Source organism: Streptomyces pactum (assembly GCF_002005225.1).
Lineage (GTDB): Bacteria > Actinomycetota > Actinomycetes > Streptomycetales > Streptomycetaceae > Streptomyces > Streptomyces pactum_A.
On sequence record NZ_CP019724.1, the window covers coordinates 6,351,408 to 6,377,121 of the forward strand.

Here is a 25,714-nt window from a genome sequence, read left to right on the forward strand (position 1 = left end):
CCCCGCCGCACACCCTGGGTGTCCGCATGTTGGAACGGATTATCCCGCTTCCCGAGAATCGCTCCATCATGTAATCTGCACCAAATTTTGCACTCACGCAGAGGGCCAACGTCGTCCCTCGGCACTTGCACATGCCAGATGACGACGACGGGAGAGCCGATGCGTACGCCGCGCCAGCCGTCCCAGCACTCCGCGAATGGCCAGAACCGGTCCTTCATGGATGCTCGCCCTGCTGCGCAGGGTATGTACGACCCCCGCAACGAGCACGACGCCTGCGGCGTCGGTTTCGTCGCCACTCTCACCGGCGAGGCATCGCACACCCTGGTCGACCAGGCGCTCACCGTGCTGCGCAACCTGGAGCACCGCGGTGCCACCGGCTCCGAGCCCGACTCGGGCGACGGTGCGGGCATCCTCTCCCAGGTGCCGGACGCCTTCTTCCGCGAGGTGGCCGGATTCGAACTGCCCGAGGCCGGCGCGTACGCCGTCGGCATCGCCTTCCTGCCGGTGGACGGCACCGAGGAGGCCGTCTCGCGGATCGAGACGATCGCGGCCGAGGAGGGCCTCACCGTCCTCGGCTGGCGCGAGGTCCCGGTCGCCCCGCAGATGCTCGGCGCCACCGCCCGCTCGACCATGCCGGTCTTCCGCCAGATCTTCGTGGCCGACGGCGTCTCGCGGGGCATCGCGCTGGACCGCCCCGCCTTCGCGCTGCGCAAGCGCGCCGAGCGCGAGGCCGGCGTCTACTTCCCGTCGCTGTCCGCGCGGACCATCGTCTACAAGGGCATGCTGACCACCGGCCAGCTCGAGCCCTTCTTCCCGGACCTGTCCGACCGCCGCTTCGCCTCCGCGATCGCGCTCGTGCACTCCCGGTTCTCGACGAACACCTTCCCGGCCTGGCCGCTCGCCCACCCGTACCGCTTCGTCGCGCACAACGGCGAGATCAACACGGTCAAGGGCAACCGCAACTGGATGGTCGCCCGCGAGTCCCAGCTCGCCTCCGAGCTGTTCGGCTCCGCCGACCGTGGGCACGGCGGCTCGTCCTCGGACCTGGCGCGGCTCTTCCCGATCTGCACGCCCGACGCCTCCGACTCCGCCTCCTTCGACGAGGTCCTGGAGCTGCTGCACCTCGGCGGGCGTTCGCTGCCGCACTCCGTGCTGATGATGATCCCGGAGGCGTGGGAGAACCACGACTCCATGGACGCGGCCCGGCGCGCCTTCTACCAGTTCCACTCCACGATGATGGAGCCCTGGGACGGTCCCGCCTGCGTCACCTTCACCGACGGCACCCAGGTCGGCGCCGTGCTCGACCGCAACGGTCTGCGCCCCGGCCGCTACTGGGTCACCGACGACGGCCTCGTCGTCCTCGGCTCCGAGGTCGGCGTCCTGGACATCGACCCGGCCAAGGTCGTCCGCAAGGGCCGCCTGCAGCCCGGCCGCATGTTCCTCGTGGACACCGCCGAGCACCGCATCATCGAGGACGACGAGATCAAGGCCCAGCTCGCGGCGGAGCAGCCGTACGCCGAGTGGATCGAGGCCGGCGAGATCGAGCTGTCCGACCTGCCCGAGCGCGAGCACATCGTGCACACCCACGCCTCGGTCACCCGCCGCCAGCAGACCTTCGGGTACACCGAGGAGGAGCTGCGCGTCATCGTCGCGCCGATGGCCAAGGCCGGCGCCGAGCCGATCGGCTCCATGGGCACGGACTCGCCGATCGCCGCGCTCTCCGACCGCCCCCGACTGCTCTTCGACTACTTCACCCAGCTCTTCGCGCAGGTCACCAACCCGCCGCTGGACGCGATCCGCGAGGAGCTGGTCACCTCCCTGCGCTCCTCCCTGGGTCCGCAGGGCAACCTGCTGGAGCCGTCGGCCGCGTCCTGCCGCAGCGTCCTGCTGCCCTTCCCGGTGATCGACAACGACGAGCTCGCCAAGCTCATCCACATCAACGCCGACGGGGACATGCCCGGCTTCAAGGCCGCGACCCTCTCCGGTCTCTACCGGGTGCACGGCGGCGGCGACGCGCTGGCCGCGCGCATAGAGGAGATCTGCGCCGAGGCCGACGCCGCGATCGAGAACGGCGCCCGGCTGATCGTCCTCTCCGACCGCCACTCGGACGCCGAGCACGCGCCGATCCCGTCACTGCTGCTCACCGCGGCCGTCCACCACCACCTCATCCGCACCAAGCAGCGCACCCAGGTGGGCCTGCTGGTCGAGGCCGGCGACGTCCGCGAGGTCCACCACGTCGCCCTGCTCATCGGCTACGGCGCCGCTGCGGTCAACCCGTACCTGGCCATGGAGTCCGTCGAGGACCTGGTCCGCGCGGGCACCTTCCTGCCCGACGCCGAGCCCGAGCAGGCCATCCGCAATCTGATCTACGCCCTCGGCAAGGGCGTCCTCAAGGTCATGTCCAAGATGGGCATCTCCACCGTCGCCTCCTACCGCGGTGCCCAGGTCTTCGAGGCCGTCGGCCTCGACGAGGCCTTCGTCGCCAAGTACTTCAACGGCACCGCCACCAAGATCGGCGGCGTCGGCATCGACGTCGTCGCCGAGGAGGTCGCCGCCCGCCACGCCAAGGCGTACCCGGCCAGCGGCATCGCGCCCGCCCACCGCGCGCTGGACATCGGCGGCGAGTACCAGTGGCGCCGCGAGGGCGAACCGCACCTGTTCGACCCGGAGACGGTCTTCCGCCTCCAGCACTCCACGCGCTCCGGCACGTACGACATCTTCAAGAAGTACACCGAGCGTGTGAACGAGCAGTCCGAGCGCCTCATGACGCTGCGCGGCCTGTTCGGCTTCAAGTCGGGCCGGCAGCCGATCCCCCTGGACGAGGTCGAGCCCGTCTCCGAGATCGTCAAGCGCTTCTCCACCGGAGCCATGTCGTACGGCTCCATCTCCCAGGAGGCGCACGAGACCCTCGCCATCGCCATGAACCAGCTCGGCGGCAAGTCCAACACCGGCGAGGGCGGCGAGGACCCGGAGCGCCTGTACGACCCGGCGCGGCGTTCGTCGATCAAGCAGGTCGCCTCCGGCCGCTTCGGCGTCACCTCCGAGTACCTCGTCAACGCCGACGACATCCAGATCAAGATGGCCCAGGGCGCCAAGCCCGGCGAGGGCGGCCAGTTGCCCGGCCACAAGGTGTACCCCTGGGTCGCCAAGACCCGGCACTCCACCCCCGGCGTCGGCCTGATCTCCCCGCCGCCGCACCACGACATCTACTCCATCGAGGACCTGGCCCAGCTCATCCACGACCTGAAGAACGCGAACCCGCAGGCGCGGATCCACGTCAAGCTGGTCTCCGAGGTCGGCGTCGGCACGGTCGCGGCGGGTGTGTCCAAGGCGCACGCGGACGTGGTGCTCATCTCCGGCCACGACGGCGGCACGGGTGCCTCTCCTCTGACGAGTCTCAAGCACGCGGGCGGCCCCTGGGAGCTCGGCCTCGCCGAGACCCAGCAGACCCTGCTGCTCAACGGCCTGCGCGACCGCATCGTCGTCCAGACCGACGGCCAGCTCAAGACCGGCCGGGACGTCGTCATCGCCGCGCTGCTCGGCGCCGAGGAGTTCGGTTTCGCCACCGCGCCGCTCGTCGTCTCCGGCTGCGTCATGATGCGCGTCTGCCACCTGGACACCTGCCCGGTCGGCATCGCCACCCAGAACCCGGTGCTGCGCGAGAGGTTCTCCGGCAAGGCCGAGTACATCGTGAACTTCTTCCGGTTCATCGCCGAGGAGGTCCGCGAGATCCTCGCCGAGCTGGGCTTCCGCTCCATCGAGGAGGCCGTCGGCCACGCCGAGACCCTCGACGTCACCCGCGCCGTCGACCACTGGAAGGCGCAGGGCCTCGACCTGGAGCCGCTGTTCCACGTGCCCGCGCTGCCCGAGGGTGCGGTGCGCCACCAGGCCGTCGGCCAGGACCACGGCCTGGAGAAGGCGCTCGACAACCAGTTGATCAAGCTCGCGTCGGACGCGCTGGCCGCCTCCGAGGCCACCGACGCCGCGCCGGTGCGCGCCCAGGTCGCGATCCGCAACATCAACCGCACGGTCGGCACCATGCTCGGCCACGAGGTGACGAAGAAGTTCGGCGGTGCGGGCCTGCCCGACGACACCGTCGACATCACCTTCACCGGCTCCGCCGGCCAGTCCTTCGGCGCCTTCGTCCCGCGCGGCATCACGCTGCGCCTGGAGGGCGACGCCAACGACTACGTCGGCAAGGGCCTGTCCGGCGGCCGCGTGATCGTCCGCCCGGACCGGGGCGCCGACCACCTCGCCGAGTACTCCACCATCGCCGGCAACACCATCGGCTACGGCGCCACGGGCGGCGAGATGTTCCTGCGCGGCAAGGTGGGCGAGCGCTTCTGCGTCCGCAACTCCGGCGCGCTGGTCGTCTCCGAGGGCGTGGGCGACCACGGCTGCGAGTACATGACCGGCGGCCACGCGGTCGTCCTCGGCGAGACCGGGCGCAACTTCGCGGCCGGCATGTCCGGCGGCGTCGCCTACGTCGTCGACCTGGACCGCGACAACGTCAACGCCGGCAACGTCGGCGCGATCGAGGCGCTCGACGACGCCGACCGCGACTGGCTGCACGACGTGGTGCGCCGGCACCGGGAGGAGACGGGCTCGACCGTCGCCGAGAAGCTGCTCGCCGAGTGGCCCGCCGCCGTGGAGCGCTTCAGCAAGATCATCCCCAGCACGTACAAGGCAGTGCTCGCCGCCAAGGACGCCGCCGAGCGAGCCGGTCTCTCCGAGACCGAGACCACCGAGAAGATGATGGAGGCGGCGACCAATGGCTGATCCCAAGGGCTTCCTGAACCACGGACGCGAGGTCGCCAAGACCCGCCCCGTCGAGGAGCGCGTCAAGGACTGGAACGAGGTCTACGTCCCCGGCTCCCTGCTGCCGATCATCAGCAAGCAGGCCAGCCGGTGCATGGACTGCGGCATCCCGTTCTGTCACAACGGCTGCCCGCTCGGGAACCTGATCCCCGAGTGGAACGACTACGCCTACCGCGAGGACTGGCAGGCCGCGCAGGAGCGCCTGCACGCCACCAACAACTTCCCGGAGTTCACCGGCCGCCTGTGCCCGGCTCCGTGCGAGTCGGCGTGCGTGCTCGGCATCAACCAGCCGCCGGTCACCATCAAGAACGTCGAGGTCTCGATCATCGACAAGGCGTGGGAGACCGGGGACGTCGCCCCGCAGATCCCCGAGCGCCTGTCGGGCAAGACCGTCGCCGTCATCGGCTCGGGCCCGGCGGGCCTGGCCGCCGCCCAGCAGCTCACCCGGGCCGGCCACACCGTCGCCGTCTACGAGCGCGCGGACCGCGTCGGAGGCCTCCTGCGCTACGGCATCCCCGAGTTCAAGATGGAGAAGCGGCACATCAACCGCCGCATCGAGCAGATGCGCGCGGAGGGCACCCGCTTCCGCACCGGCGTCGAGATCGGCCGCGACCTCAAGGCCGGCGACCTCAGGAAGCGCTACGACGCCGTGGTCATCGCCGCCGGTGCCACCACCGCCCGCGACCTGCCGGTCCCCGGCCGCGAGCTCCAGGGCATCTACCAGGCCATGGAGTACCTGCCCCTGGCCAACAAGGTCCAGGAGGGCGACTACGTCACCGCCCCCATCTCCGCCGAGGGCAAGCACGTCGTCGTCATCGGCGGCGGCGACACCGGCGCCGACTGCGTGGGCACCGCCCACCGGCAGGGCGCGGCCTCCGTCACCCAGCTCGAGATCATGCCCCGGCCGGGCGAGGAGCGGGACGCGGTGCGCCAGCCGTGGCCGACCTTCCCGATGCTCTACAAGGTCACCTCGGCCCACGAGGAGGGCGGCGAGCGGGTCTACGCCGTCTCCACCACCCACTTCGAGGGCGACGAGGACGGCAACGTCCAGTGGCTGCACATGAGCGAGGTCGAGTTCGTCGACGGCAAGCTCACCCCGAAGCCGGGCACCGAGCGCAAGATCCCGGCGCAGTTGGTCACCCTCGCCATGGGCTTCACCGGCACCGACCGGGAGAACGGACTGGTCGACCAGTTCGGCCTGGAGCTCGACGCACGGGGTAACATCGCCCGGGACGCCGACTTCCAGACGAACGTGCCGGGTGTGTTCGTCGCCGGTGACGCCGGCCGCGGCCAGTCGCTCATCGTCTGGGCGATCGCGGAGGGCCGCTCGGCCGCCCGCGGCGCCGACAGCTTCCTGACCGGAGCCAGCGAACTGCCGGCCCCGATCCGCCCGACGGACCGCGCGCTCGCGGTCTGACGGACGGAACAACCGAAGAACGTCCCGTACAAAGGCGTGCGGAACACTGATGGCGCCTGCCCCGTCCCCGACCGGACAATGGGCAGGCGCCGTCGCATGCGCGCCTACGGCAGCCGGTAGGTGTCCCCGTACATCTGCCACACCAGCGGTGTGTCGAGCTTCATGTTCCCGGCCTCCAGGAACCGGCGCTGCGCGGTGTCCACGCGGGAGGTGTCGATACCCGGGCGCTTCGCCTTCATGGCGTCCCGGCGGACGTCGAGGAAGGTTTTCAGGTAGGCCTTCTCGGGGCCGCCCTGCCCCGGCGTCCTCGCCTTGCGCATGGCCTGCTCGCGCAGCCCGTAGAAGCCCGCGGCGTCGGTGTCGGGGCCGTGGAAGACCATCGCGTCGAAGTAGACGAACTGGCCCAGCGTGCCGAGGCCGTCCAGCTTGGCCAGGCGGACCGCCGGTTCGAAGTAGACGCGGTCGCGCTCCTCCTCCTGGGCCTCGCGGAACGCCGGGAGCTCCGCCTCCGCCTGCCAGGCGGCCGTGAAGCCCGGGTCCAGGCCCTCGTGGGAGTCGGTGCCGTCCACCTCGCGCAGGGCGGGCAGGTACTCCGCCAGGCCGTTGCCCGGGTGGGCCTCGGTGTAGCGCTCGACCAGGGTCAGCAGGTCGTGGGTGCCGGTGCAGAAGCCGATGATGCCCGCCGTGTAGCCGCACCCGTCGCCGAGGTCCTCGATGGTGCCGTAGGAGGTGCGCCACTTCGTGGTCGAGTTCTCGGCGCTGGACACCAACTGCTGGGCCAGTTCCTTCTTCGCGGGGGCGGCGAGCCCCGGCGGCAGGTCGGCGATCAGCGCGTCGTCCGCCGCCCGCTCCTGCTCCGCCCGGCTCTTGGCGTCCTCACGGGACGACTGGGTGGTGGCCACGGGCGGCGTCACCGGGGCGTCGGCCGAGTCCGTCGGCATCACGAAGTACACCCCCGTGGCGATCACGGGAACGGCCGCGAGGAGCAGCACACCGGCACGTTTCACTAGGGGATCCCTCCACCTGACATCTCCGACACCTTGACCGCCGCCGTCACCGCCAGCAGCACCAGCAGCCCCGCGCACGCACCCACCTGCACCGCCGCCCGGCGCCCGTCCCGGGGCGCGTACGCGTACGCCAGCGCCACCACGCCGCCCGCCAGCAGTCCGCCGAGGTGACCCTGCCAGGAGGTGAGCCCGGCGGAGAGCAGCAGCCACAGCAGCAGGAACGCCATGAAGCGGTTGACGGAGGCCATGTCGGCGCCGACCCGGCGGGCCAGCACGTAGTACGCGGCCCCCAGGCCGAAGATCGCGCCGGACGCGCCGACGGAAGGCTGACCGGGGTCGGCGAGCAGCAGTTCGAGTACCGAACCGCCGAGCGCCGACAGCAAGTAGAGCACGGCATGGCGGACACGACCGAGCATCGGCTCCACCACCCGCCCCAACTGCCACAGCGCGATCATGTTCATCACGATGTGGAGGATCCCGAACGTGCCCTCGGTGGGCTCCAGGTGGAGGAAGGCGCTGGTGAGCATCCGTTCCCACTCACCGGCGACGACCCCCTCGGCGTCGAAGCCGCCGAAGTGGCCGCCCTGGTAGACGTAGTGGCCTCCGTCCGGGCCGACCAGCCGCGCGCCGACCATCTCGAACCGGTCCACGATCCGCGGGTACGCCAACTCCGCCAGGTAGGCCAGGAGGTTGAGCCCGATCAGCGCGTACGTCACCACGGGCGTCGTCGAGACCCGGCCGCCGACGATCGTCCGGGCCTGCCGGACGGACCGCGCCCCCTCCTTCACGCACTCGGGGCAGTGGTGCCCCACGGACGCCTCGCGCATGCAGTCGGGGCAGATGTGGCGCTCGCAGCGGGTGCAGCGGACGTGGCACTCCACCGCGGGATGGCGGTAGCAGGTGGTGACGGCGGACTCGGGATCCACGGCCGGCTCCTCGGGACGGGACGGACGGTGAGCCGGTGGGGACGGCGGCGAACAAAATAGCGAATGCCGGTGGACGAACCGAGAGGCGGGGTGCGCCGTGCCGTAACCTCGGCAGCCAGATGCCGTAAGTCCCAGGGGTGACGGGGGAGTCCGCATGGCCGCGATCAGTCTCACCAAGGTGCGGGAGACGGCTCCGGCGCTGGTCGACCTGTACAAGAGCGCCGGGGTGTCCCTGACGAAGCACGGGCTGGAGGGGACCCGGGCGGCGGTCTACCTCGTCGTCGACTACTCCGGCTCCATGAAGCCGTACTACAAGGACGGCAGCGTACAGGCGCTGGCCGACCGGGTGCTCGGGCTGTCCGCGCACCTCGACGACGACGGCACCGTGCCGGTGGTGTTCTTCTCCACGGACGTCGACGCCGTCACCGAGATCGCCCTCGCCGACCACCGGGGGCGGATCGAGCGGATCGTGTCCGGCCTCGGGCACATGGGCAGGACCAGCTACCACCTGGCCATGGACGCCGTCATCGACCACTACCTCGACAGCGGCGCCCGCCACCCCGCCCTGGTCGTCTTCCAGACCGACGGCGGCCCGATCAACCGGCTCGCCGCGGAGCGGTACCTGTGCAAGGCGGCGCCGCTGCCGCTGTTCTGGCAGTTCGTCGGTTTCGGCGACCCCGGCAGCCGCCAGTTCGAGTACCTGCGCGGACTCGACGAGCTGGCGGTGCCGGGCAAGCGGGTCGTCGACAACGCCGGGTTCTTCCACGCGGGGAGCGACCCGCGGAAGGTGACCGACGCCGAGCTGTACGACCGCCTGGTGGGCGAGTTCCCCGAGTGGCTGGTGGCCGCGCGCGCCCAGGGCATCGTGCGGCCCGCCTGAGACGGGGTCAGTGCGTCAGGGAGTACCCCAGCACCACGCCCGCCGACACCTCCACCATCCCCGGCGCCAGATCGCCGGCCGAGCCGCCGCCCCCGCCGCCGCCGTGGCCGCGGTACTGGACGAAGGACTCGGCGTCCACGTCCTGGACGTGCACCACCGGGCCCAGCCGCACGCCCGCCGCCTCCGTGTACACCTCGGCCTTGCGGCGGGCGGCGGCCACGGCCCTGCGGCGGGCCTCGTCGCGCATCGCCGGCTTGTCGTGCACGTCGAACTCGACGCTGTCGATCCGGTGCGCGCCGGCGCCGACCGCGTCCACGATCAGCCGCTGGAGGTCGTCCAGCGCCCCGGTCTCCACGGAGTACGAGGCCTGGCAGCGGTAACCGGCGAACGTCCGCTCGCCGCCGTAGCCGTCGTACTCCGAGCTGAGCGTGAGCCGGGAGCCCGAGACCGACGTGTCCGGTATCCCGTGCCCGCGCAGCACCTCCCGCAGCCGTGTCACGGCCGTGCCCGCCTCCTCGAACGCCCGGTCCGGCGACGGCTCCAGCACGTCCACCGCCAGCTTCACCCGCACCAACTGCGGTTCGACCCGGACACTGCCCGCACCGAACACACTGAGCCCCCAGGGCTCCCTGATCGTCTCCGTCATGCGGGGCATTGAAGCACCCGCACCCGCCCCGAGACCCCGAAGGGACGCGGACGACACCCCCTAGGTGTCGCACTCCAGCACCGTCCGGCACAGCCCGCACCGCGCCCGCACCCGACCCCGCACCGGCACCCTGATCCGCTGATGACAGGTCGGACAGGGGAACGACACCCGCAGCGGTCCGCGCCCCTCGGGAGTGAAGGTGTACGGGCCGTCCGCCGGCGGGACGGGAGCGGCACGCGGGTCCTGGGCGTGGCGGCGGTCCCGGGCGTAGCGGCGGCGGCCCGCCCAGCCGGCCGCGGTGAGCGGCGGCTGCTGCCCGTCCCGGCGGGCCCGGTCCATGCCCTTGACGTACGCCGTGTAGGCCTGCGGACTGGTGAACCACACCGACGGGTCCTCCCCGAAGACCAGCGCCCGCTTGGCCAGGACGTAGCCGAACTCCTCCGGCGTCAGGTACCCGAGCTTCTGCGACGACGCCGAGTCCTCCCGGTAGGCGTCCAGCAGCAGCCAGCCGGCGCCCAGGTAGGCCGCCGCGGTGTCGGTGAGGATCTCGTTGTCCCGGGTGCCGGGGAAGGACAGGTCGAGGCGGTGCAGGTACACGTGCATCACCTCGTGCGCGAGGGCCGCGCCGATGTCCCGGCGGTGGGTGCGGAAGCGGTCGTTCAGCTCGATGAAGTACTCGGGGCCCGCCGCGAGCTCGACGGTCGCCGCGTGCGTCATCTCGCGGAAGGAGACGATCATCCGGGCATCGGGGAGGCGGTAGTGACGCACCAGCTCGTGAGCGACCCGCTGCACGCCCAGATGCAGGTCGTCGGTGTCGCAGAACGCCACGTCGGCCGGGGCCACGCTGGCCGAGAACGTCCGCACGGTGTCGTACGACAGCCGCTTGTAGAGCGCGGTGACGGCGGCCCGCACCGTCTCCAGGTGCGGGTAACCGTGCTCGACCGGTCCGCCGTTCGCCACGCCTGAACCCCCAAGACGCCTGAACCCTTCTCCCACTGTACGAGGAGAGCCGTGCCGCCACCCGCGTCGCCCGGCCCGAACCGATCGCCCGGCGCGCCGGCCCGCGGCACCCGTACGACGTGTACGTCCACGAGCGCGCGTCGGGTCCGGTGGCACCCGCGGGGTTCTCGGGGCCTGAGACGGACTGCGACGGCGCGCGGTCCGCCCGTAGGGTTGGCCCCCATGACCACCAGCAACACCGGTACCGGTGCCGTCGACCCCGTCGTCCGCGAGGAGCTGGCCCGGCTGCGGGACAGCATCGACAACATCGACGCGGCCGTCGTCCACATGCTCGCCGAGCGCTTCAAGTGCACCCAGCAGGTCGGCCACCTCAAGGCCCGGCACCAGTTGCCGCCCGCCGATCCGGCCCGTGAGTCGAAGCAGATCGCGCGGCTGCGCGCCCTCGCCGAGAGCGCCAAGCTGGACCCGGCGTTCGCCGAGAAGTTCCTGAACTTCATCATCGCCGAGGTGATCCACCACCACGAGCGCATCGCGGAGAGCAGCGGCAACGGCAGCGGCCCGTCCCCGGCCGCCGGCTGAGCCCGCGGGTCCCCGCGCCCCCGCCCACCGGGGGCGCGCGCCGGGGGAGCACGTCGGCCACCGCGGCGGACCGGACATACTCCGCGTACCGATCCGCCTCTGTGCCCTGCCGACGGCATCAGGCAGCATGTCGTGCATGTCCGTACTGACGCGCGACGAAGCGCAGACCCGTGCCCGGCTCCTCGACGTCCACCACTACGCGATCGACCTCGATCTGACCCGTGGGGACGAGACCTTCGACTCCCGCACCGTCATCCGGTTCACCGTCCGCGGCGAGACGGACACCACGGACACCTTCGTCGAGGTCAAGCCCGCCGAGCTGCGCACCGTCACCCTGGACGGACACCCCCTCGACCCGGACACCCTGGACGAGAACCGGCTGGCGCTGAAGAACCTCGCCCCCGGCGAGCACGAGCTGCGCCTCGAGGCGGCCATGCGCTACTCCAGCACCGGCGAGGGCATGCACCGCTTCACCGACCCCGCCGACGGCGAGACCTACGTCTACACCCAGCTCTTCCTGGACGACGTCCAGCGGGTCTTCGCCGCCTTCGACCAGCCCGACCTCAAGGCCGTCTTCGACCTCACCGTCACCGCGCCCAAGGGCTGGACCGTCCTCGCCAACGGCGTCACCGAACACACCGGCGACGGCCACTGGAAGGCCGCCACGACCCCCCTCATCTCCACCTACCTCGTCGCCGTCGCCGCCGGACCCTGGCACTCCGTACGCACCCAGCACCGAGGCCTGCCCTTCGGCATCCACTGCCGCCGCTCCCTCGCCCCCCACCTGGACGCCGACGCCGACGAGCTCTTCGAGGTCACCCGCGGCTGCTTCGACCGCTACCACGAGAAGTTCACCGAGCCCTACCCCTTCGACTCCTACGACCAGGCGTTCGTCCCCGAGTTCAACGCCGGCGCCATGGAGAACCCGGGCCTGGTGACCTTCCGCGACGAGTTCGTCTTCCGGTCCGCCGTCACCGACACCCAGCGGCAGACCCGCGCCATGGTCATCGCGCACGAGATGGCCCACATGTGGTTCGGCGACCTCGTCACCCTCAGGTGGTGGGACGACATCTGGCTGAACGAGTCCTTCGCCGAGTACATGGGCTACCAGACCACCGCCGAGGCCACCCGCTTCACCGGCACCTGGACCGACTTCGGCGTCACCCGCAAGCCCTGGGGCTACGACGCCGACCAGCGCCCCTCCACCCACCCCGTCGCCCCCGAGAACGTCCAGGACACCGCCTCCGCCCTCCTCAACTTCGACGGCATCTCCTACGCCAAGGGCGCCTCCGCCCTGCGCCAGCTCGTCGCCTGGCTCGGCGAGAAGGACTTCCTGGCCGGCATCAACACCCACTTCGACCGGCACAAGTTCGCCAACGCCACCCTCGCCGACTTCATCGACTCCCTCGCCGCCGCCACCGACCGCGACGTCCACGCCTGGGCGGACGCCTGGCTGCGCACCACCGGCGTCGACACCCTCACCCCTCGTGTCACCGGCGACAACGGCAGCCGCGCACTCACCGTCGACCGCACCGGCGCCAGGCCCCACCGCATCGCCGTCGGCCTCTACGACCGGGACCTCACCGACGAGGGCCGGCTCACCCTGCGCGAGCGCCTCGACCTCGACGTCCCCCAGACCGAGCCCCGCCCCATCGGCAAGCGCCCCGCCCTGGTCGTCCTCAACGACGGCGACCTGAGCTACGCCAAGATCCGCTTCGAGGCCGAGTCCTTCGAGACCCTGCGCGCCGGCCTGTCCGGCCTGCCCGACCCGCTCTCCCGGGCCGTCGTCTGGAACGCCCTCAGGGACGCCGTCCGCGACGGCGAGCTCCCCGCCGGCGCCTACCTGGACATCGCGCGCGCCCACCTCCCGTACGAGACCGACCTCGCCCTCGTCGACGGCGTCCTCGCCTTCGCCACCGCCCAGGTCGCCGACCGCTACGTCACCGCCGAGCAGCGCCCGGCCGCCCTGGCCACCCTCACCGACCTGTGCCGCGACCTCATCCGCCGCACCGAGGACGGCGACCACCCCGGGCTGCGCCTCATCGCCGTACGCCACCGCATCGCCACCGCCGCGCACCCCGACACCATCGCGGCCTGGCTCGCCGACGGCACCGTCCCCGGCGGCCCCGAACTCGACCCCGAGCTGCGCTGGCGCGTCCTCACCCGCCTCGCCGTCCTCGGCGCCACCGACGAGACCGCCATCGCCGCCGAGCTGGAACGCGACCCGAGCGCCACCGGCCGGGAGGGCGCCGCCCGCTGCCGCGCCGCACTGCCCGACGCCGAGGCCAAGCGCCGCGCCTGGGACGCCATGTTCGCCTCCGACGACCTCTCCAACTACCACTTCACCGCCACCGCCCAGGGCTTCTGGCAGCCCGAACAGGCCGACCTCGTGCGGGACTACGTGCCGCGCTACTACGCCGACGCGGTCGCCGTCGCCGCCCGCCGCGGCCCCGCCATCGCCGACGCCGCCGGCCGCTGGGCCTTCCCCGTCCACGCCGTCGACGCCGGCAACCTGCGCCTCGGCCGGGAGTGCCTGAGCGACGCCGGCTCGATCCCCGCGCTGCGCCGCAAGCTCACCGACCAGCTCGACGACCTGGCCCGCGCCCTGCGGGTGCGGGAGGCGGACGCGCCCTGACGCCGGACGCGGCCGGTCCCCTGCCGCCGCGGGGGACCGGCCGCGCGTATACCCCTTTCGGGTTGTGATCGTTGGGCTGTCCGGCGTACGGGCGCATCCGCGTTCAAGCTGGAACCCCCGCCCACCCGTCGCCCGGCCGCCGCCCTCATCGAGGCGCCGCGCGCCGCCGCGACGCATCGCGCCCGGAGGACAGCCCATGGGCCTGCCGCCCCTCGCCTCGGGCCCGCACGGCCCCGAGGCCCTGCGGCCCCTGCTCGACACCGTGCTCGACGCGCTGCGCACCGGGGCGGCGGCACGCGGAGGTCCGCTGCCCGCGGGCGGCCCCGGCGCCGTCACCGCCCGGGTCGCCGCCGCCGTCGGCGAGGTCCTGCCCGACCGGGGCGAGCCCGAGGCGCTCCGCGTCCTGGTCACCGCGCTCGCCGAGGGCGCCGCCGACCCCGCCCACCCGCTGTGCGCGGCCCACCTGCACGGCCCGCCGCTCGCCGTCGCCACCGCCGCCGACCTCGCCGCGAGCGTCCTCAACCCCTCCCTCGACTCCTGGGACCAGGCACCCGCCGCCTCCGCGCTGGAAGCCCTGGTCACCCGCGCCCTCGCCCGGGAGACCGGCGCCGCCGACGCCCTGGTCACCACCGGCGGCACCGAGTCCAACCAGCTCGCCGTCCTGCTCGCCCGCGAGGCGCACGGCGCGGGCGTACGCGTGGTCCACGGGGCGGGCGCCCACCACTCGGTGCCCCGCGCCGCCTGGCTGCTGGGACTGCCCGAACCCGTCGCCGTCCCCGCCCCGGCCGGCACCCTCGACCCCGCGGCCCTCGACGAGGCGCTCACCCAGGTCCCCGGACCGCACCTCGTCGTCGCCACCGCCGGCACCACCGACGCCGGCCTCATCGACCCGCTGCCCGAGATCGCCGACCGCTGCGCCGCCCACCGCGCCCGCCTCCACGTCGACGCCGCCTACGGCGCGGGCCTCCTGTTCAGCGACCGGCACCGCGCCAGACTCGCGGGGCTGGAAGCCGCCCACACGGTCGCCCTCGACCTGCACAAACTGGGCTGGCAGCCGATCGCCGCCGGTCTCCTCACGGTCCGGGACGCCGACGACCTCGCCGCGCTCCACCACCGCACCGGCTACCTCAACGCCGACGACGACACCGACGCCGGACTCCCCGACCTCCTCGGCCGCTCCCCGCGCACCAGCCGCCGACCCGACATCCTCAAGATCGCCGTCACCCTCAAGGCCCTGGGGCGCGGCGGGATCGGCGCCCTCGTCGACGAGGTCTGCCTGCTCGCCGAGCGGTTCGCCGCCCTCGTCCACGACCACCCCGGCTTCGAGCTGTACGCCCCGCCCACCATCAGCACGGTCCTGTTCCGGCCCGCCCACGCCACCGACGACGCCGTCGCCGCCGTACGCCGGGCCCTGCTCACCACCGGCGGCGCCGTCCTCGGCCGCGCCCGTGCCGACGGCCGGCTCTGGCTCAAGGCGACCCTGCTCAACCCCCACACCCGGCCCGACGACCTGGCCGCCCTCCTGACCCTCGTGGAAGGACACGTCCCGCGATGACCACCGCCGCGCACCACACCCCCGACGCCCCCCGCGACCTCGTCGGCATCGGCATCGGCCCCTTCAACCTCTCCCTCGCCGCCCTCGCCGACCCCCTCACCGGCCTCGACGCCGTCTTCTACGACCAGCGCCCCGCCTTCCACTGGCACCCCGGCCTGCTGATCGACGGCGCGCGCGTCCAGGTGCCCTTCCTCGCCGACCTGGTCACCCTCGCCGACCCGGCCAGCCCCTGGACCTTCCTCAACCACCTCAGGGCCCGCGAACGCCTCTTCCCCTTCTACTTCGCCGAACGCTTCCACATCCAGCGCGCCGAGTACGACGCCTACTGCCGCTGGGTCGCCGAGAACCTCCCCTCCCTCCGCTTCCACCACCAGGTCGACGCCGTCCGCTGGAACCCGGAACGCGGACTCTTCGAGGTCGACTACACCCAGCTCGACGCCGACGGCGAGGCCGAGGCCCTCGGCCGCACCCACGCCCGCAACGTCGTCCTGGGCGTCGGCACCGAGCCGTACGTCCCCGACCCGCTCCGCCCCCTCGTCGACGACCCCGGCGTTCCCGTCGTCCACGCCGCCCACTACCTCGACCACCGCGACGGGCTCCTCGCCGCCGGACACGTCACCGTCATCGGCACCGGCCAGTCCGGCGCGGAGGTCTTCCTCGACCTGCTCCGACACCGGCCCGCCGGCCGCGAGAAACTGCACTGGCTCGGCCGCACCGAGGCCTTCGCGCCCATGGAGTACTCCAAGCTCGGCCTGGAGCACTTCACCCCCGACTACACCCGCTACTTCCACGGCCTGGTCGAGCCCGTCCGCGACCGGCTCGTCGCCTCGCAGTGGCAGCTCCACAAAGGCATCGACGCCGACACCACCGCCGCCATCCACGACGAGCTCTACCGGCGCACCCTCGACGGCGGCTGGCCCGACACCGTCCTCACCCCCGGCGTCCACGTCCGCACCGCCGGCCGCATCGCCACCACCCAGGTCGAACTCCATCTGGAACACGCCCAGCAGAAGACCCGCTCCCGCCTCACCACCGACGCCGTCGTCCTCGCCACCGGCTACCGCGAACGCCCCCTGGGCCGCGTCCTCGCCGGCCTCGACCCCTACATGCGGCGCGACGGCCACGAGCGCCCCCGCGTCGACGAGCGCTTCCGCCTCGTCCTCGACCCCTGCGTCACCGGATCGGTCTACGTCCAGAACGCCGAGACGCACACCCACGGCGTCGGCGCGCCCGACCTCGGCCTCGGCGCCTGGCGCGGCGCGACCATCCTGAACGACCTGACGGGGCAGGAGCCGTACCCGCTGCCCCGCCGCACCGCCTTCACCACCTTCGGCCTGGAGCGGGGACTGCCCCAGATCCCCTCCGCACGCGGCCGGCGGGCGCTGACCCCGCTGGTGGAGGGAATCTGAGGCGGCTCCCCAGGCGGTGCGGGCTCAGAACACCGGCGTGCCGTTCCGTGTCAGCGACCAGTCCACGGACGCGAAGTCCCTCGGGTCCAGCACGCCCTTCGCCGTCGCCCACTCGGCGATCCGGGTGCGGATCTCGGTCGACTCCGACCACAGCTCCCTGGCCGACGCCACGTGCGGGAAGGCGCCGCCGCCGTTGGCCCGGTAGTTGTTCACCGCCAGCACGAACTGCTGGGTGTCGTCCAGCGGGGCACCGCCGTGGGCGAGGTTCTTCACGCGCGAACCGGGCGCCTGCGCGATGTCGATCTCGTACGTCAGGCCCGACACGTAGTCGTAGTTGTAGTCCGGGCGGCCGTTCGCGTTGGTCAGCTCGTCCACGTTCACCGGCGCACCCGCCGCGGTCCGGACGTAGTACTCCGCCGAGTACTCCAGGTACGCCCGCAACTGGGCGCCGGTCATCAGCTTCGCCACCAGGGTGTTGTCGTACACGTACAGGCTCGACAGGTCCCGGATGGTCACCTCGCCGGCCGGGATCTCCGAGGTCCGCGAGAAGGGCGACGCCTGCGCCAGGACCGGCAGCGCGGCGTACTCCGTGCCGGCCAGCGCCTCCTTGACCACGTCCTCCTGCACCCTGGTGATCAGGTCGATGATCGGGGCGTCCTTGTACCGCGCCTCCACCGTCGTCAGCGTCTCGGTGGCGGTGCCGACGACCTGGTTGACGTACGCCACGACCTTCGTGTGTTCGTCCGTCAGCAGCTCGGTGATCCGGGGGTCGTCCTCGACCGTGGCGCAGTCGCGCAGCGACGCCCTGACCGACTCCACGTGCCAGCGGCCCCGCTCGAATACCAGCTCGAAGTCGAAGAGGGTGAGCCGCTCGGCGTAGCACAGCGGCTCCGACAGCACGACCGTCTTCCCGGTCTCCTCGTTGACGACCTTCAGCTCCGCGATCTCCTGGTGCGCGTGCCCGACGAGGATCGCGTCGATGCCCGGCACCTGCCTGGCCACGTTGGCCGCCGCGTTCTCGACGTACGGGATCTGGTCACCGTAGGAGGAGGTGCCGGACGTCCCCGAGTGCGCCGAGACGACCACCACGTCCGCGCCCATCGAGCGCAGCTTCGGCACCCACTTGGCCGCCTGCTCCTCAAGCCCCGGGAAGGCCAGCTTGCCCTGCACGTACGCCTTGTCCCAGATCGCGATGCCCGGGTTGGTCAGACCCAGCACCGCCACCTTCACCGGCGGCGCGCCCTTCACCCGGAAGGTCTTCATGAAGTACGGCGGGAAGGCGGGCTTCAGCGTCTTCGCGTCCACCGCGTTCGCGCCGAGCAGCGGGAAGTCGCACTGCTCCTCGAACCTGCGCAGCGTCTCGATGCCGTAGTTGAACTCGTGGTTGCCCAGCGCCACCGCGTCGTACCCGATCGCGTTCATCGCCTGCGCCATCGGGTGCACCGGGCCGCCCTCGGCGGTGATCGGGTCGACCTTCGCGTAGTAGTACGTCAGCGGGGTGCCCTGGATGGTGTCGCCCGCGTCCAGCAGCAGCGTGTTGTGGCGGCCCTTCTCCTCGCGGACCTGGTCCACCAGCGTGGAGACGCGGGCCAGCCCCTGGGCGTTGCCGGCCGCGTCCGCGTACTCGGCGTCCTTGAAGTAGTCCCAGTTGAAGACGTGTCCGTGCAGGTCGGTGGTGCCCAGCACGGTCAGCGCGTACCGCTTGGGCTTCTTGCGGCCCTTGTGAGCGGAGGCCGCCCCGGCCGCCGGAGCCGCCGCCGCGCCGGCCAGCGCCACCCCCGCCCCCGTCACGGCGGACCTGCTCAGGAACTTCCGGCGGTTCAACGGCATGGCTGACTCTCCTCGGCGACCCGTCACATCACTGACAACGCGCGTAGATTCTGTCCTGAACATGGCGCCTGTCAAGAGTGGTCGTCCTGCGGAATGCTCATCGGAGCGGCTCGGTGCACAATTCAACACTTGTCAATAGCCCTTTACCCAAAGGTTGTTGAGTGGACATGCGTGGCCAATTCGCTACCGGTCGGTAAGTCATAGGCTCGACTCATGCGCCGAGCAAAGATCGTCTGTACCCTTGGGCCCGCCACCGACTCGTACGACCAGATCAAGGACCTGGTCGACGCCGGAATGGACATCGCCCGCTTCAATTTCAGCCATGGCACCCACGCCGAACACGAAGAGCGTTATCACCGTGTCCGCAAGGCGTCCGACGAGACCGGCCGCAGCGTGGGCGCCCTCGCCGACCTTCAGGGTCCGAAGATCCGGCTCGGCCACTTCGCCGAAGGCCCCGTACTCCTTGAACGCGGCGACACCTTCACCATCACCGTCGAAGAGGGCGTCGACGGTGACCGTCACACCTGCGGCACCACCTACGCCGGCCTCGCCGCCGACGTCACCCCCGGTGAGCGCGTCCTCGTCGACGACGGCAAGGTCTGCCTGGAGGTCACCGGCGTCGACGGCCCCCGGGTGCGGACCACGGTGGTCGAGGGCGGCATGGTCTCCGACCACAAGGGTCTCAACCTCCCCGGCGTCGCCGTGTCCGTCCCGGCCCTCTCCAAGAAGGACGAGGACGACCTGCGCTGGGCGCTGCGGAGCGGCTTCGACGTCATCGCCCTGTCCTTCGTCCGCAGCGGCCGGGACGTCCTCGACGTCCACCGCATCATGGACGAGGAGGGCCGCCGCCTCCCCGTCATCGCCAAGGTCGAGAAGCCGCAGGCCGTGGAGAACATCGAGGACATCGTCGCGGCCTTCGACGGCATCATGGTCGCCCGGGGCGACCTCGGTGTCGAAATGCCCCTGGAGCAGGTCCCCATCGTCCAGAAGCGCGCGATCAAGCTCGCCAAGCGCAACGCCAAGCCGGTCATCGTCGCGACCCAGATGCTCGACTCGATGATCGACAACGCCCGTCCGACCCGTGCGGAGGCGTCCGACGTGGCCAACGCGGTCATCGACGGCACGGACGCGGTGATGCTCTCCGGCGAGACGAGCGTCGGCAAGCACGCGACCGACACGGTGCGCACGATGGCCCGGATCGTCGAGGCGGCGGAGGAGGACATCCTCGCCAAGGGGCTGCCCCCGCTGACCGAGCGCAACAAGCCCCGCACCCAGGGCGGCGCGGTCGCCCGCGCGGCGGCGGAGATCGGTGACTTCCTCGGCGCGAGGTACCTGGTCGCCTTCACCCAGTCGGGCGACACCGTCCGCCGCCTGTCCCGCTACCGCTCACCCATCCCGCTGCTCGCCTTCACCCCCGAGCCGGCGACGCGTTCGCAGCTCAGCCTGACCTGGGGGGTGGAGACCTTCCTCGGCCCGCACGCGGACTCCACGGATGCGATGGTCGATCAGGTCGACCAACTGCTCACCAGGTACGGGCGCTGCGAAAAAGGTGACGTCGTGGTCATCACGGCCGGTTCGCCGCCCGGGGTGTCGGGTACGACGAATCTCGTGCGGGTGCACCACATCGGGGAGGACGACCGCTGAACGGGTGCCCCACGGACGTCTCGGAGATGCCTTCGAAATGAAGGTAAAGTGCCCCGGGTGGGACTCGAACCCACACTGAATGCCTTTTGAGGGCATCGTCTCTGCCGATTGGACTACCGGAGCCTCTTCGAACCGAAGGTCAGTGTAGCCCCTCGGTGACTCAAACATACAGGAGCTAGGTAGGCTCTTGTCAGCAGTACCCCTGCCCCGAACGAGGAGCCCACGTGACCGCCCCCGAGTCGCCCCAGCCCGTAGACGTGCCCGACGACGACAAGTCGCACGTTCCTCCGCTGACGACCCGAGTCGTCATCGCCGAGGACGAGGCCCTGATCCGGCTGGATCTCAAGGAGATGCTGGAGGAGGAGGGGTACTCCGTCGTCGGCGAGGCCGGAGATGGTGAGCAGGCCGTGGAACTGGCCCGGGAGCACAAGCCCGACCTCGTGATCCTCGACGTGAAGATGCCCAAGCTGGACGGCATCTCCGCGGCCGAGAAGATCGCCGAGGAGAGCATCGCGCCGGTGCTGATGCTGACCGCGTTCTCGCAGCGCGACCTGGTGGAGCGCGCCCGGGACGCCGGGGCCATGGCGTACCTCGTGAAGCCGTTCAGCAAGAGCGACGTCGTGCCGGCCATCGAGATGGCCGTCTCGCGGTTCACGGAGCTGAAGGAGCTGGAGAAGGAGGTCGCCGACCTCAGCCTGCGGCTGGAGACCCGCAAGCTGGTGGACCGGGCCAAGTCGGTGCTCCAGACGGAGTACGGCCTGACCGAGCCGGCCGCCTTCCGGTGGATCCAGAAGACGTCCATGGACCGGCGGATGTCGATGCAGCAGGTGGCCGAGGCGGTCATCCAGGACGCCGAGGAGAAGAAGGCGTCCAAGGGCTGAGCACTCGGACCATGACGAGGCCCGCGTTCCCGGTTGGGGGCGCGGGCCTCGTCGTACGACTGTCGGCTCGGTCTTCGCTCAGTCCTCGCCGAGGTAGGCCTTGCGGACCGACTCGTCGTGGAGGAGGTCCTGCCCGCTGCCGGACAGGACGATGTTGCCGACCTCCATCACGTGGCCGTGGTCGGCCAGGGACAGGGCCGCCTGGGCGTTCTGCTCGACGAGCAGGATGGTGGTGCCCTGGGACTTCAGCTCGGCGACCGTCGACATGATCTTCTGCATCATGATCGGCGAGAGGCCCATGGAGGGCTCGTCGAGCATGAGCAGCTTGGGCTGGGACATCAGGGCGCGGCCCATGGCCAGCATCTGCTGCTCACCGCCGGAAAGGGTGCCCGCGGCCTGCTTCCGGCGTTCGCCGAGGATGGGGAAGAGGTCGTAGGCGCGCTGGATGTCCTTCTCGATGCCCGGCTTGTCGTTGCGCAGGAAGGCGCCGAGGCGGAGGTTGTCCTCGATCGTCATGCGGGGGAAGATGTGCCGGCCCTCGGGGGAGTGCGCGAGCCCCAGGGAGACGATCTGGTGGGCGGGGGTCTTCTTGAGCGACTTGCCGCCGAACTTGATCTGCCCGCCGACCGGCTTGAGGAGGCCGGACAGGGTGCGCAGGGTGGTGGTCTTGCCGGCGCCGTTGGTGCCGATCAGGGTGACCACCTCACCGGCGTCGACCTTGAACGAGATGCCCTTGACGGCCTCGATCTTGCCGTAGGCGACGCGGAGGTCCTCGACCTCGAGCAGTGCGGTCATCGGTCGTTCTCCTTGCCGGCCGCGGTGTCCGTGGTGGTGTCGGCCTGGGCGTGGGCCTCGGCGGCTTCCACTTCGGCGGCTTCCGCGGCGCCGGGGTCGTTCGCGAGGGGTTCGCCGAGGTAGGCGGCGATGACCCGTTCGTCGCCCTGGACGGTGGCGCTGTCGCCCTCGATGAGTTTCTCGCCCTGTACGAGGACGGCGACGCGGTCGCAGAGGTTGAAGATGAAGCGCATGTCGTGCTCGATGACGAGGACGGCGGTGCCCTGGTCGCGGATGGCGAAGACGAGTTCCTCGGTGGCCCGGGTTTCCTGGGGGTTCATGCCGGCCGTCGGTTCGTCCAGGAGGAGTAGGCCTGGTTCGCTGGCGAGGGCGCGGGCGATCTCGAGCTTGCGTTGTTCGCCGTAGGGCAGGTTTCGGGCGAGGTGGCCGGCTTTGGGGGCGAGGCCGACGAACTCCAGGAGTTCCATGGCGCGTTCGCGGGAGGTGGCTTCGGCTCTGTGGAAGCCGGGGCCGCGCAGGACGGCCGACCAGAAGCCCTCCTTGGTGCGGGTGTGGCGGCCGACGAGGACGTTCTCCAGGACCGTCATGTTGGCGAACAGCCGGATGTTCTGGAACGTGCGGGCGATGCCGGCGGCCGTCACCTTGAAGGACTTGGCCGGCAGGACCGTGCCCTTGTAGCGGACTTCGCCCTCGGTCGGGATGTACAGACCTGTCAGGCAGTTGAAGAAGGTGGTTTTGCCGGCGCCGTTGGGGCCGATGAGGCCGACGATCTCGCCGCTGTTGACGGTGAGGTCCACGCCGTTGACGGCGGTGAGTCCGCCGAAGCGCATGGTGACGCCGCGTGCGTCGAGGACGGTGGTGCCGGGGGTGGGGGCGCCCGGGGTGGTGTCCTTGGTGGTGGTGTCGGTGGTCATGGTGGTCAGGCCCCTGTCTTGCCGAGGACTGCGGGCGCTTCGGCCTTGTCGTGGAATTCCAGTTGGCGGCGCCGGTTGGGGATGAGGCCTTCGGGGCGGAACCGCATGAGCAGGACGAGCGCGAGTCCGAAGGCGAGGAGCTGGTAGTCGCCGAGGAACTGGAGCTTGTTGGGGATGAGGAAGAGCAGTGCGGCGCCGAGGAGTGGTCCGCCGATGGTGCCCATGCCGCCGAGGACGACCGCGGCGAGCAGGAACGCGGAGTTGGGGGGCGTGGTACCGGCGAAGAGGTATTGCTCGGGGGTCACGGTGTAGGTGACGTGTGCCTGGACGGTGCCGGCGAGGCCGGCGAGGGCGGCGCCTACGGCGAACGCGACCAGCTTGACGCGGAAGCCGTTGATGCCCATGGCGAGCGCGGCGGTCTCGTCCTCGCGGATGGCGACCCAGGCCCGGCCGATGCGGGAGTCGCTGCTGCGTCGGAAGACGAGGACGACGACGGCGGTGATGATCAGCATCAGGAAGAAGTAGTTGGCGAACCGGCCGATGGTGACGCCGAGGACGTCGTGCCGGGCGCCGAGGTCGAATCCGAGGATGTTCAGGTCCGGCACGGCCGAGATGCCGTTGGAGCCGTTGGTGATGTCGGGTCCGGAGGTGCCGTCCATGTTGAGGACGGCGATGCGGAAGATCTCACCGAAGCCGAGGGTCACGATGGCGAGGTAGTCGCCGCGCAGCCGCAGGGTGGGGGCGCCGATCAGTACGCCGAAGATGAGTGAGGCGGCGGCGCCGACCAGGACGGCGGCCCAGAAGGGGAAGTGGACGCCGAAGGGCGAGCTGGGCGAGCCGGAGACCAGGGCGGCGGCGTAGGCGCCGACGCCGAGGAAGGCGACGTAGCCGAGGTCGAGGAGGCCGGCGAGGCCGACGACGATGTTGAGGCCGAGGGCGACGGTGGCGAAGATCAGGATGTAGACGCCGATGGTGGCGTACTGGTCGTCGGTCTGGGTGAAGGGGAAGAGTGCCGCGGCGACGAAGGCGCCCCAGATGGTGATGGTCTGGTGCCGTGCGGTGATCTGGGTGGCCTGGCGGATGAGGCCTGCCTTGTGGGCGGCCGCGAAGCCGAACCCGGCCGTGATCAGGAAGCCGACGAAGAGTTCGTCGTACTCGGTGCCGATGCCGTAGGTGAAGACGGTGAGGCAGACGGCGAGGACCGCGACGATGATGAGGATCTCGGCGTAGGAGGGCAGGGCGCGTACGGGGCCGGGCTCGCCGGCGGCGAAGGCGGCCTTGACGGTCTGCCAGCCGTGGCCCGCGCGGTGCTTGGCGAGGCTCCAGCCGGTCTCGTCGGGGTCGATGGGGTCGGGTGCGGGGCGCTCGAAGGGGAGCGCGAGGGCGCCGAGGAGGGCGGTGAGGGTGACGATCGCCGCGATGTAGGCGCCGGGTTCGAGGTTGACCAGGCCGCCGAGCTGGAGGCTGATGGCGAGGACGGTGTACCAGGTGGTCGCGAAGGTGGCGAGTGCGGCGAACCTCAGTGCGGCGTCGGCGCCGGCGGGGGTGAGCCAGCGGAGGCCTTTGACGCCGTAGGAGGAGAGGCCGAAGAGGGTGGTGAGGGCGCCGCCGATGAGGACGAGGACCTGGAGGCCGCCCGGGTAGCCGTAGACGGTGAGGTCGCCGGGGAAGGCGGCGGTCCAGGTCCAGGCGAGGAAGGTGGAGGCGATGGTGAGGAGGCCGCCGCCGGTGGCGAGGGCGCGTCCGAGGTGCGGTGGGATGCCGATGAGGCCGGTCGCCGCGCCGGTGACGGGGGTGTTCGGGGTCTTCTCTGTGGTCTGTGTGGTCATCGGTGTCACGCCCTGTCCGCGACGCGCTCGCCGAGCAGGCCCTGTGGCCTGAACAACAGCACAAGGATGAGGAGGATGAAGGCCCAGACGTCGGCCCAGGACTGGCTGCCGAACTGGCCGAGGCCGGGGATGTCGCCGATGTAGGCGGTGGCCAGGGTTTCGGCGACGCCGAGGACGACTCCGCCGATCATGGCGCCGTAGATGTTGCCGATGCCGCCGAGGACGGCCGCGGTGAAGGCTTTCAGGCCGAGGATGAAGCCCATCTTGAAGTCGACGTGGCCGTACTCCAGGCCGTAGGCGACTCCGCCGATGGCGGCGAAGACGGCGCCGAGGGCGAAGGCGATCACGATGATGCGGTCGGTGTTGACGCCCATGAGTTTGGCGGTGTCGGGGTCCTGGGCGGTGGCCTGCATGCCGCGTCCGGTGCGGGTCTTCATGACGAAGTAGCCGAGGAAGGCCATGCTGACGGGGGCGGCGATGAGCAGGAAGATGCTGCCGGTCTGCAGGGTGATGCTGCCGATGTGGAAGGGGCCGCCCTCGATTTGCGGGAAGGTGCGGGCGGACTTCGCGTCGGGGTACCAGGCCCAGACCGCCTGCTGGAGGGCGAGGGAGAGGCCGATGGCGGTGATGAGCGGGGCGAGGCGGGGGCCACCGCGCAGGGGGCGGTAGGCGAAACGTTCAGCCCCGATGGCGACGGTCACCGAGACGATCACTGCGCCGAGGATCATCAGGGGCAGGGCGATCAGCATGGAGGTGCCGTCGGGCAGGATGTAGATGTAGACCGTGAGCGCGCCGAAGGCGCCGGTCATGAAGATCTCGCCGTGGGCGAAGTTGATGAGCTGGACGATGCCGTAGACCATCGTGTAGCCAATGGCGATCAGCCCGTACATGGATCCCAGTAGCAGGCCGTTGACCAGCTGCTGCGGCAGTTCGTTCACCGCATGTCCTCCGAGAGGTTCGGATGTTCGACGGATGTGGCCGGGTGTGAG

18 protein-coding genes and 1 tRNA gene are annotated in these 25,714 nt (G+C 71.1%); 9 read left to right on the forward strand and 10 right to left on the reverse strand.

The annotated features are described in order from the left end of the window. Window positions 1-216 precede the first annotated feature (216 nt). A complete protein-coding gene (gene gltB / locus B1H29_RS27205; protein WP_079160869.1) occupies window positions 217-4,779 on the forward strand; it encodes a glutamate synthase large subunit in 4,563 nt (1,520 codons plus the stop codon). Then, window positions 4,772-6,235 carry a glutamate synthase subunit beta gene (locus tag B1H29_RS27210; protein ID WP_055416431.1) on the forward strand — a complete coding sequence of 488 codons (1,464 nt, stop codon included), beginning with the start codon at window positions 4,772-4,774 and terminating at the stop codon, window positions 6,233-6,235. The genes gltB and B1H29_RS27210 overlap by 8 nt, the downstream gene beginning before the upstream one ends. 104 nt (window positions 6,236-6,339) lie before the next feature. Here the strand turns inward: B1H29_RS27210 and B1H29_RS27215 are convergent, their stop codons facing one another. Together B1H29_RS27215 and B1H29_RS27220 are read right to left on the reverse strand one after the other, a co-directional pair. Then, window positions 6,340-7,242: a chitosanase gene (locus B1H29_RS27215; protein WP_055416430.1), complete on the reverse strand. Its 903-nt coding sequence runs from the start codon at window positions 7,240-7,242 to the stop codon at window positions 6,340-6,342. Further along, window positions 7,242-8,168, reverse strand: coding sequence for a rhomboid family intramembrane serine protease (locus B1H29_RS27220; RefSeq protein ID WP_055416429.1), 927 nt, complete (start codon window positions 8,166-8,168; stop codon window positions 7,242-7,244). The genes B1H29_RS27215 and B1H29_RS27220 overlap by 1 nt, the downstream gene beginning before the upstream one ends. A gap of 154 nt (window positions 8,169-8,322) precedes the next feature. Here B1H29_RS27220 and B1H29_RS27225 point away from each other — a divergent pair, with 154 nt between their 5' ends. Further along, entirely contained in the window at window positions 8,323-9,048 is a 726-nt protein-coding gene (locus B1H29_RS27225; RefSeq protein ID WP_055416428.1) for a vWA domain-containing protein, read from the forward strand. 7 nt (window positions 9,049-9,055) lie between these two features. Here B1H29_RS27225 and B1H29_RS27230 read toward each other — a convergent pair whose 3' ends face one another. Together B1H29_RS27230 and B1H29_RS27235 are read right to left on the reverse strand one after the other, a co-directional pair. Then, window positions 9,056-9,694: an SIMPL domain-containing protein gene (locus B1H29_RS27230; protein ID WP_055416427.1), complete on the reverse strand. Its 639-nt coding sequence runs from the start codon at window positions 9,692-9,694 to the stop codon at window positions 9,056-9,058. Between the two features lie 60 nt (window positions 9,695-9,754). Continuing rightward, the gene (locus tag B1H29_RS27235) at window positions 9,755-10,654 is read right to left on the reverse strand and encodes a hypothetical protein (RefSeq protein ID WP_055416426.1); all 900 of its coding nucleotides are present in this window, start codon (window positions 10,652-10,654) and stop codon (window positions 9,755-9,757) included. Between the two features lie 222 nt (window positions 10,655-10,876). On the opposite strand from B1H29_RS27235, the gene B1H29_RS27240 reads away from it, so the two are divergent. The 4 genes from B1H29_RS27240 (at window position 10,877) to B1H29_RS27255 (ending at window position 16,832) form a co-directional block, all read left to right on the forward strand. Continuing rightward, window positions 10,877-11,233 carry a chorismate mutase gene (locus B1H29_RS27240; protein WP_055416425.1) on the forward strand — a complete coding sequence of 119 codons (357 nt, stop codon included), beginning with the start codon at window positions 10,877-10,879 and terminating at the stop codon, window positions 11,231-11,233. Window positions 11,234-11,369: 136 nt separating this feature from the next. After that, the gene (pepN, locus tag B1H29_RS27245) at window positions 11,370-13,868 is read left to right on the forward strand and encodes an aminopeptidase N (protein ID WP_055416424.1); all 2,499 of its coding nucleotides are present in this window, start codon (window positions 11,370-11,372) and stop codon (window positions 13,866-13,868) included. 196 nt (window positions 13,869-14,064) lie between these two features. Next, a complete protein-coding gene (locus B1H29_RS27250; RefSeq protein WP_055416423.1) occupies window positions 14,065-15,423 on the forward strand; it encodes a pyridoxal phosphate-dependent decarboxylase family protein in 1,359 nt (452 codons plus the stop codon). Continuing rightward, complete coding sequence (locus B1H29_RS27255) at window positions 15,420-16,832, forward strand: lysine N(6)-hydroxylase/L-ornithine N(5)-oxygenase family protein (RefSeq protein ID WP_055416422.1); 1,413 nt, start codon at window positions 15,420-15,422, stop codon at window positions 16,830-16,832. Before B1H29_RS27250 ends, B1H29_RS27255 begins: the two co-directional genes overlap by 4 nt. A 24-nt stretch (window positions 16,833-16,856) precedes the next feature. Here B1H29_RS27255 and B1H29_RS27260 read toward each other — a convergent pair whose 3' ends face one another. Next, window positions 16,857-18,662, reverse strand: coding sequence for a bifunctional metallophosphatase/5'-nucleotidase (locus B1H29_RS27260; RefSeq protein WP_055416421.1), 1,806 nt, complete (start codon window positions 18,660-18,662; stop codon window positions 16,857-16,859). A gap of 213 nt (window positions 18,663-18,875) precedes the next feature. Between B1H29_RS27260 and pyk the strand changes: the two genes are divergently transcribed. Next, a complete protein-coding gene (pyk, locus tag B1H29_RS27265) occupies window positions 18,876-20,306 on the forward strand; it encodes a pyruvate kinase (RefSeq protein WP_055416420.1) in 1,431 nt (476 codons plus the stop codon). A 49-nt stretch (window positions 20,307-20,355) separates the two neighbouring features. Here the strand turns inward: pyk and B1H29_RS27270 are convergent. After that, a tRNA-Leu gene (locus B1H29_RS27270) sits at window positions 20,356-20,429 on the reverse strand. Between the two features lie 101 nt (window positions 20,430-20,530). Here B1H29_RS27270 and B1H29_RS27275 point away from each other — a divergent pair. Further along, window positions 20,531-21,187 (forward strand): ANTAR domain-containing response regulator, encoded by a 657-nt coding sequence (locus B1H29_RS27275; RefSeq protein ID WP_055416419.1) that lies wholly within the window; start codon window positions 20,531-20,533, stop codon window positions 21,185-21,187. Window positions 21,188-21,265: 78 nt separating this feature from the next. On the opposite strand, the gene B1H29_RS27280 is transcribed toward B1H29_RS27275, so the two are convergent. The 4 genes from B1H29_RS27280 to B1H29_RS27295 are packed head-to-tail and all read right to left on the reverse strand — an operon-like array spanning window position 21,266 to window position 25,663. After that, window positions 21,266-21,982 carry an ABC transporter ATP-binding protein gene (locus tag B1H29_RS27280; protein ID WP_055416418.1) on the reverse strand — a complete coding sequence of 239 codons (717 nt, stop codon included), beginning with the start codon at window positions 21,980-21,982 and terminating at the stop codon, window positions 21,266-21,268. Continuing rightward, on the reverse strand, window positions 21,979-22,896 hold the full coding sequence (locus tag B1H29_RS27285) for an ABC transporter ATP-binding protein (RefSeq protein WP_055416417.1): 918 nt from the start codon (window positions 22,894-22,896) through the stop codon (window positions 21,979-21,981). Before B1H29_RS27285 ends, B1H29_RS27280 begins: the two co-directional genes overlap by 4 nt. A gap of 5 nt (window positions 22,897-22,901) precedes the next feature. Further along, window positions 22,902-24,725 (reverse strand): branched-chain amino acid ABC transporter permease, encoded by a 1,824-nt coding sequence (locus B1H29_RS27290; protein ID WP_055416416.1) that lies wholly within the window; start codon window positions 24,723-24,725, stop codon window positions 22,902-22,904. A gap of 5 nt (window positions 24,726-24,730) precedes the next feature. Beyond that, the gene (locus B1H29_RS27295) at window positions 24,731-25,663 is read right to left on the reverse strand and encodes a branched-chain amino acid ABC transporter permease (protein WP_055416415.1); all 933 of its coding nucleotides are present in this window, start codon (window positions 25,661-25,663) and stop codon (window positions 24,731-24,733) included. Between the last annotated feature and the right edge of the window lie 51 nt (window positions 25,664-25,714).

What these genes read in the sequence shown, in the direction of transcription:
- B1H29_RS27250 (WP_055416423.1), top strand. Translation starts at nt 14,065, where the DNA reads ATGGGCCTGCCGCCCCTCGCCTCGGGCCCGCACGGCCCCGAGGCCCTG.
- B1H29_RS27210 (WP_055416431.1), top strand. Translation starts at nt 4,772, where the DNA reads ATGGCTGATCCCAAGGGCTTCCTGAACCACGGACGCGAGGTCGCCAAG.
- gltB (WP_079160869.1), top strand. Translation starts at nt 217, where the DNA reads ATGGATGCTCGCCCTGCTGCGCAGGGTATGTACGACCCCCGCAACGAG.
- B1H29_RS27230 (WP_055416427.1), bottom strand. Translation starts at nt 9,694, where the DNA reads ATGACGGAGACGATCAGGGAGCCCTGGGGGCTCAGTGTGTTCGGTGCG.
- pepN (WP_055416424.1), top strand. Translation starts at nt 11,370, where the DNA reads ATGTCCGTACTGACGCGCGACGAAGCGCAGACCCGTGCCCGGCTCCTC.
- B1H29_RS27285 (WP_055416417.1), bottom strand. Translation starts at nt 22,896, where the DNA reads ATGACCACCGACACCACCACCAAGGACACCACCCCGGGCGCCCCCACC.
- B1H29_RS27280 (WP_055416418.1), bottom strand. Translation starts at nt 21,982, where the DNA reads ATGACCGCACTGCTCGAGGTCGAGGACCTCCGCGTCGCCTACGGCAAG.
- B1H29_RS27225 (WP_055416428.1), top strand. Translation starts at nt 8,323, where the DNA reads ATGGCCGCGATCAGTCTCACCAAGGTGCGGGAGACGGCTCCGGCGCTG.
- B1H29_RS27255 (WP_055416422.1), top strand. Translation starts at nt 15,420, where the DNA reads ATGACCACCGCCGCGCACCACACCCCCGACGCCCCCCGCGACCTCGTC.
- B1H29_RS27260 (WP_055416421.1), bottom strand. Translation starts at nt 18,662, where the DNA reads ATGCCGTTGAACCGCCGGAAGTTCCTGAGCAGGTCCGCCGTGACGGGG.
- pyk (WP_055416420.1), top strand. Translation starts at nt 18,876, where the DNA reads ATGCGCCGAGCAAAGATCGTCTGTACCCTTGGGCCCGCCACCGACTCG.
- B1H29_RS27240 (WP_055416425.1), top strand. Translation starts at nt 10,877, where the DNA reads ATGACCACCAGCAACACCGGTACCGGTGCCGTCGACCCCGTCGTCCGC.
- B1H29_RS27290 (WP_055416416.1), bottom strand. Translation starts at nt 24,725, where the DNA reads ATGACCACACAGACCACAGAGAAGACCCCGAACACCCCCGTCACCGGC.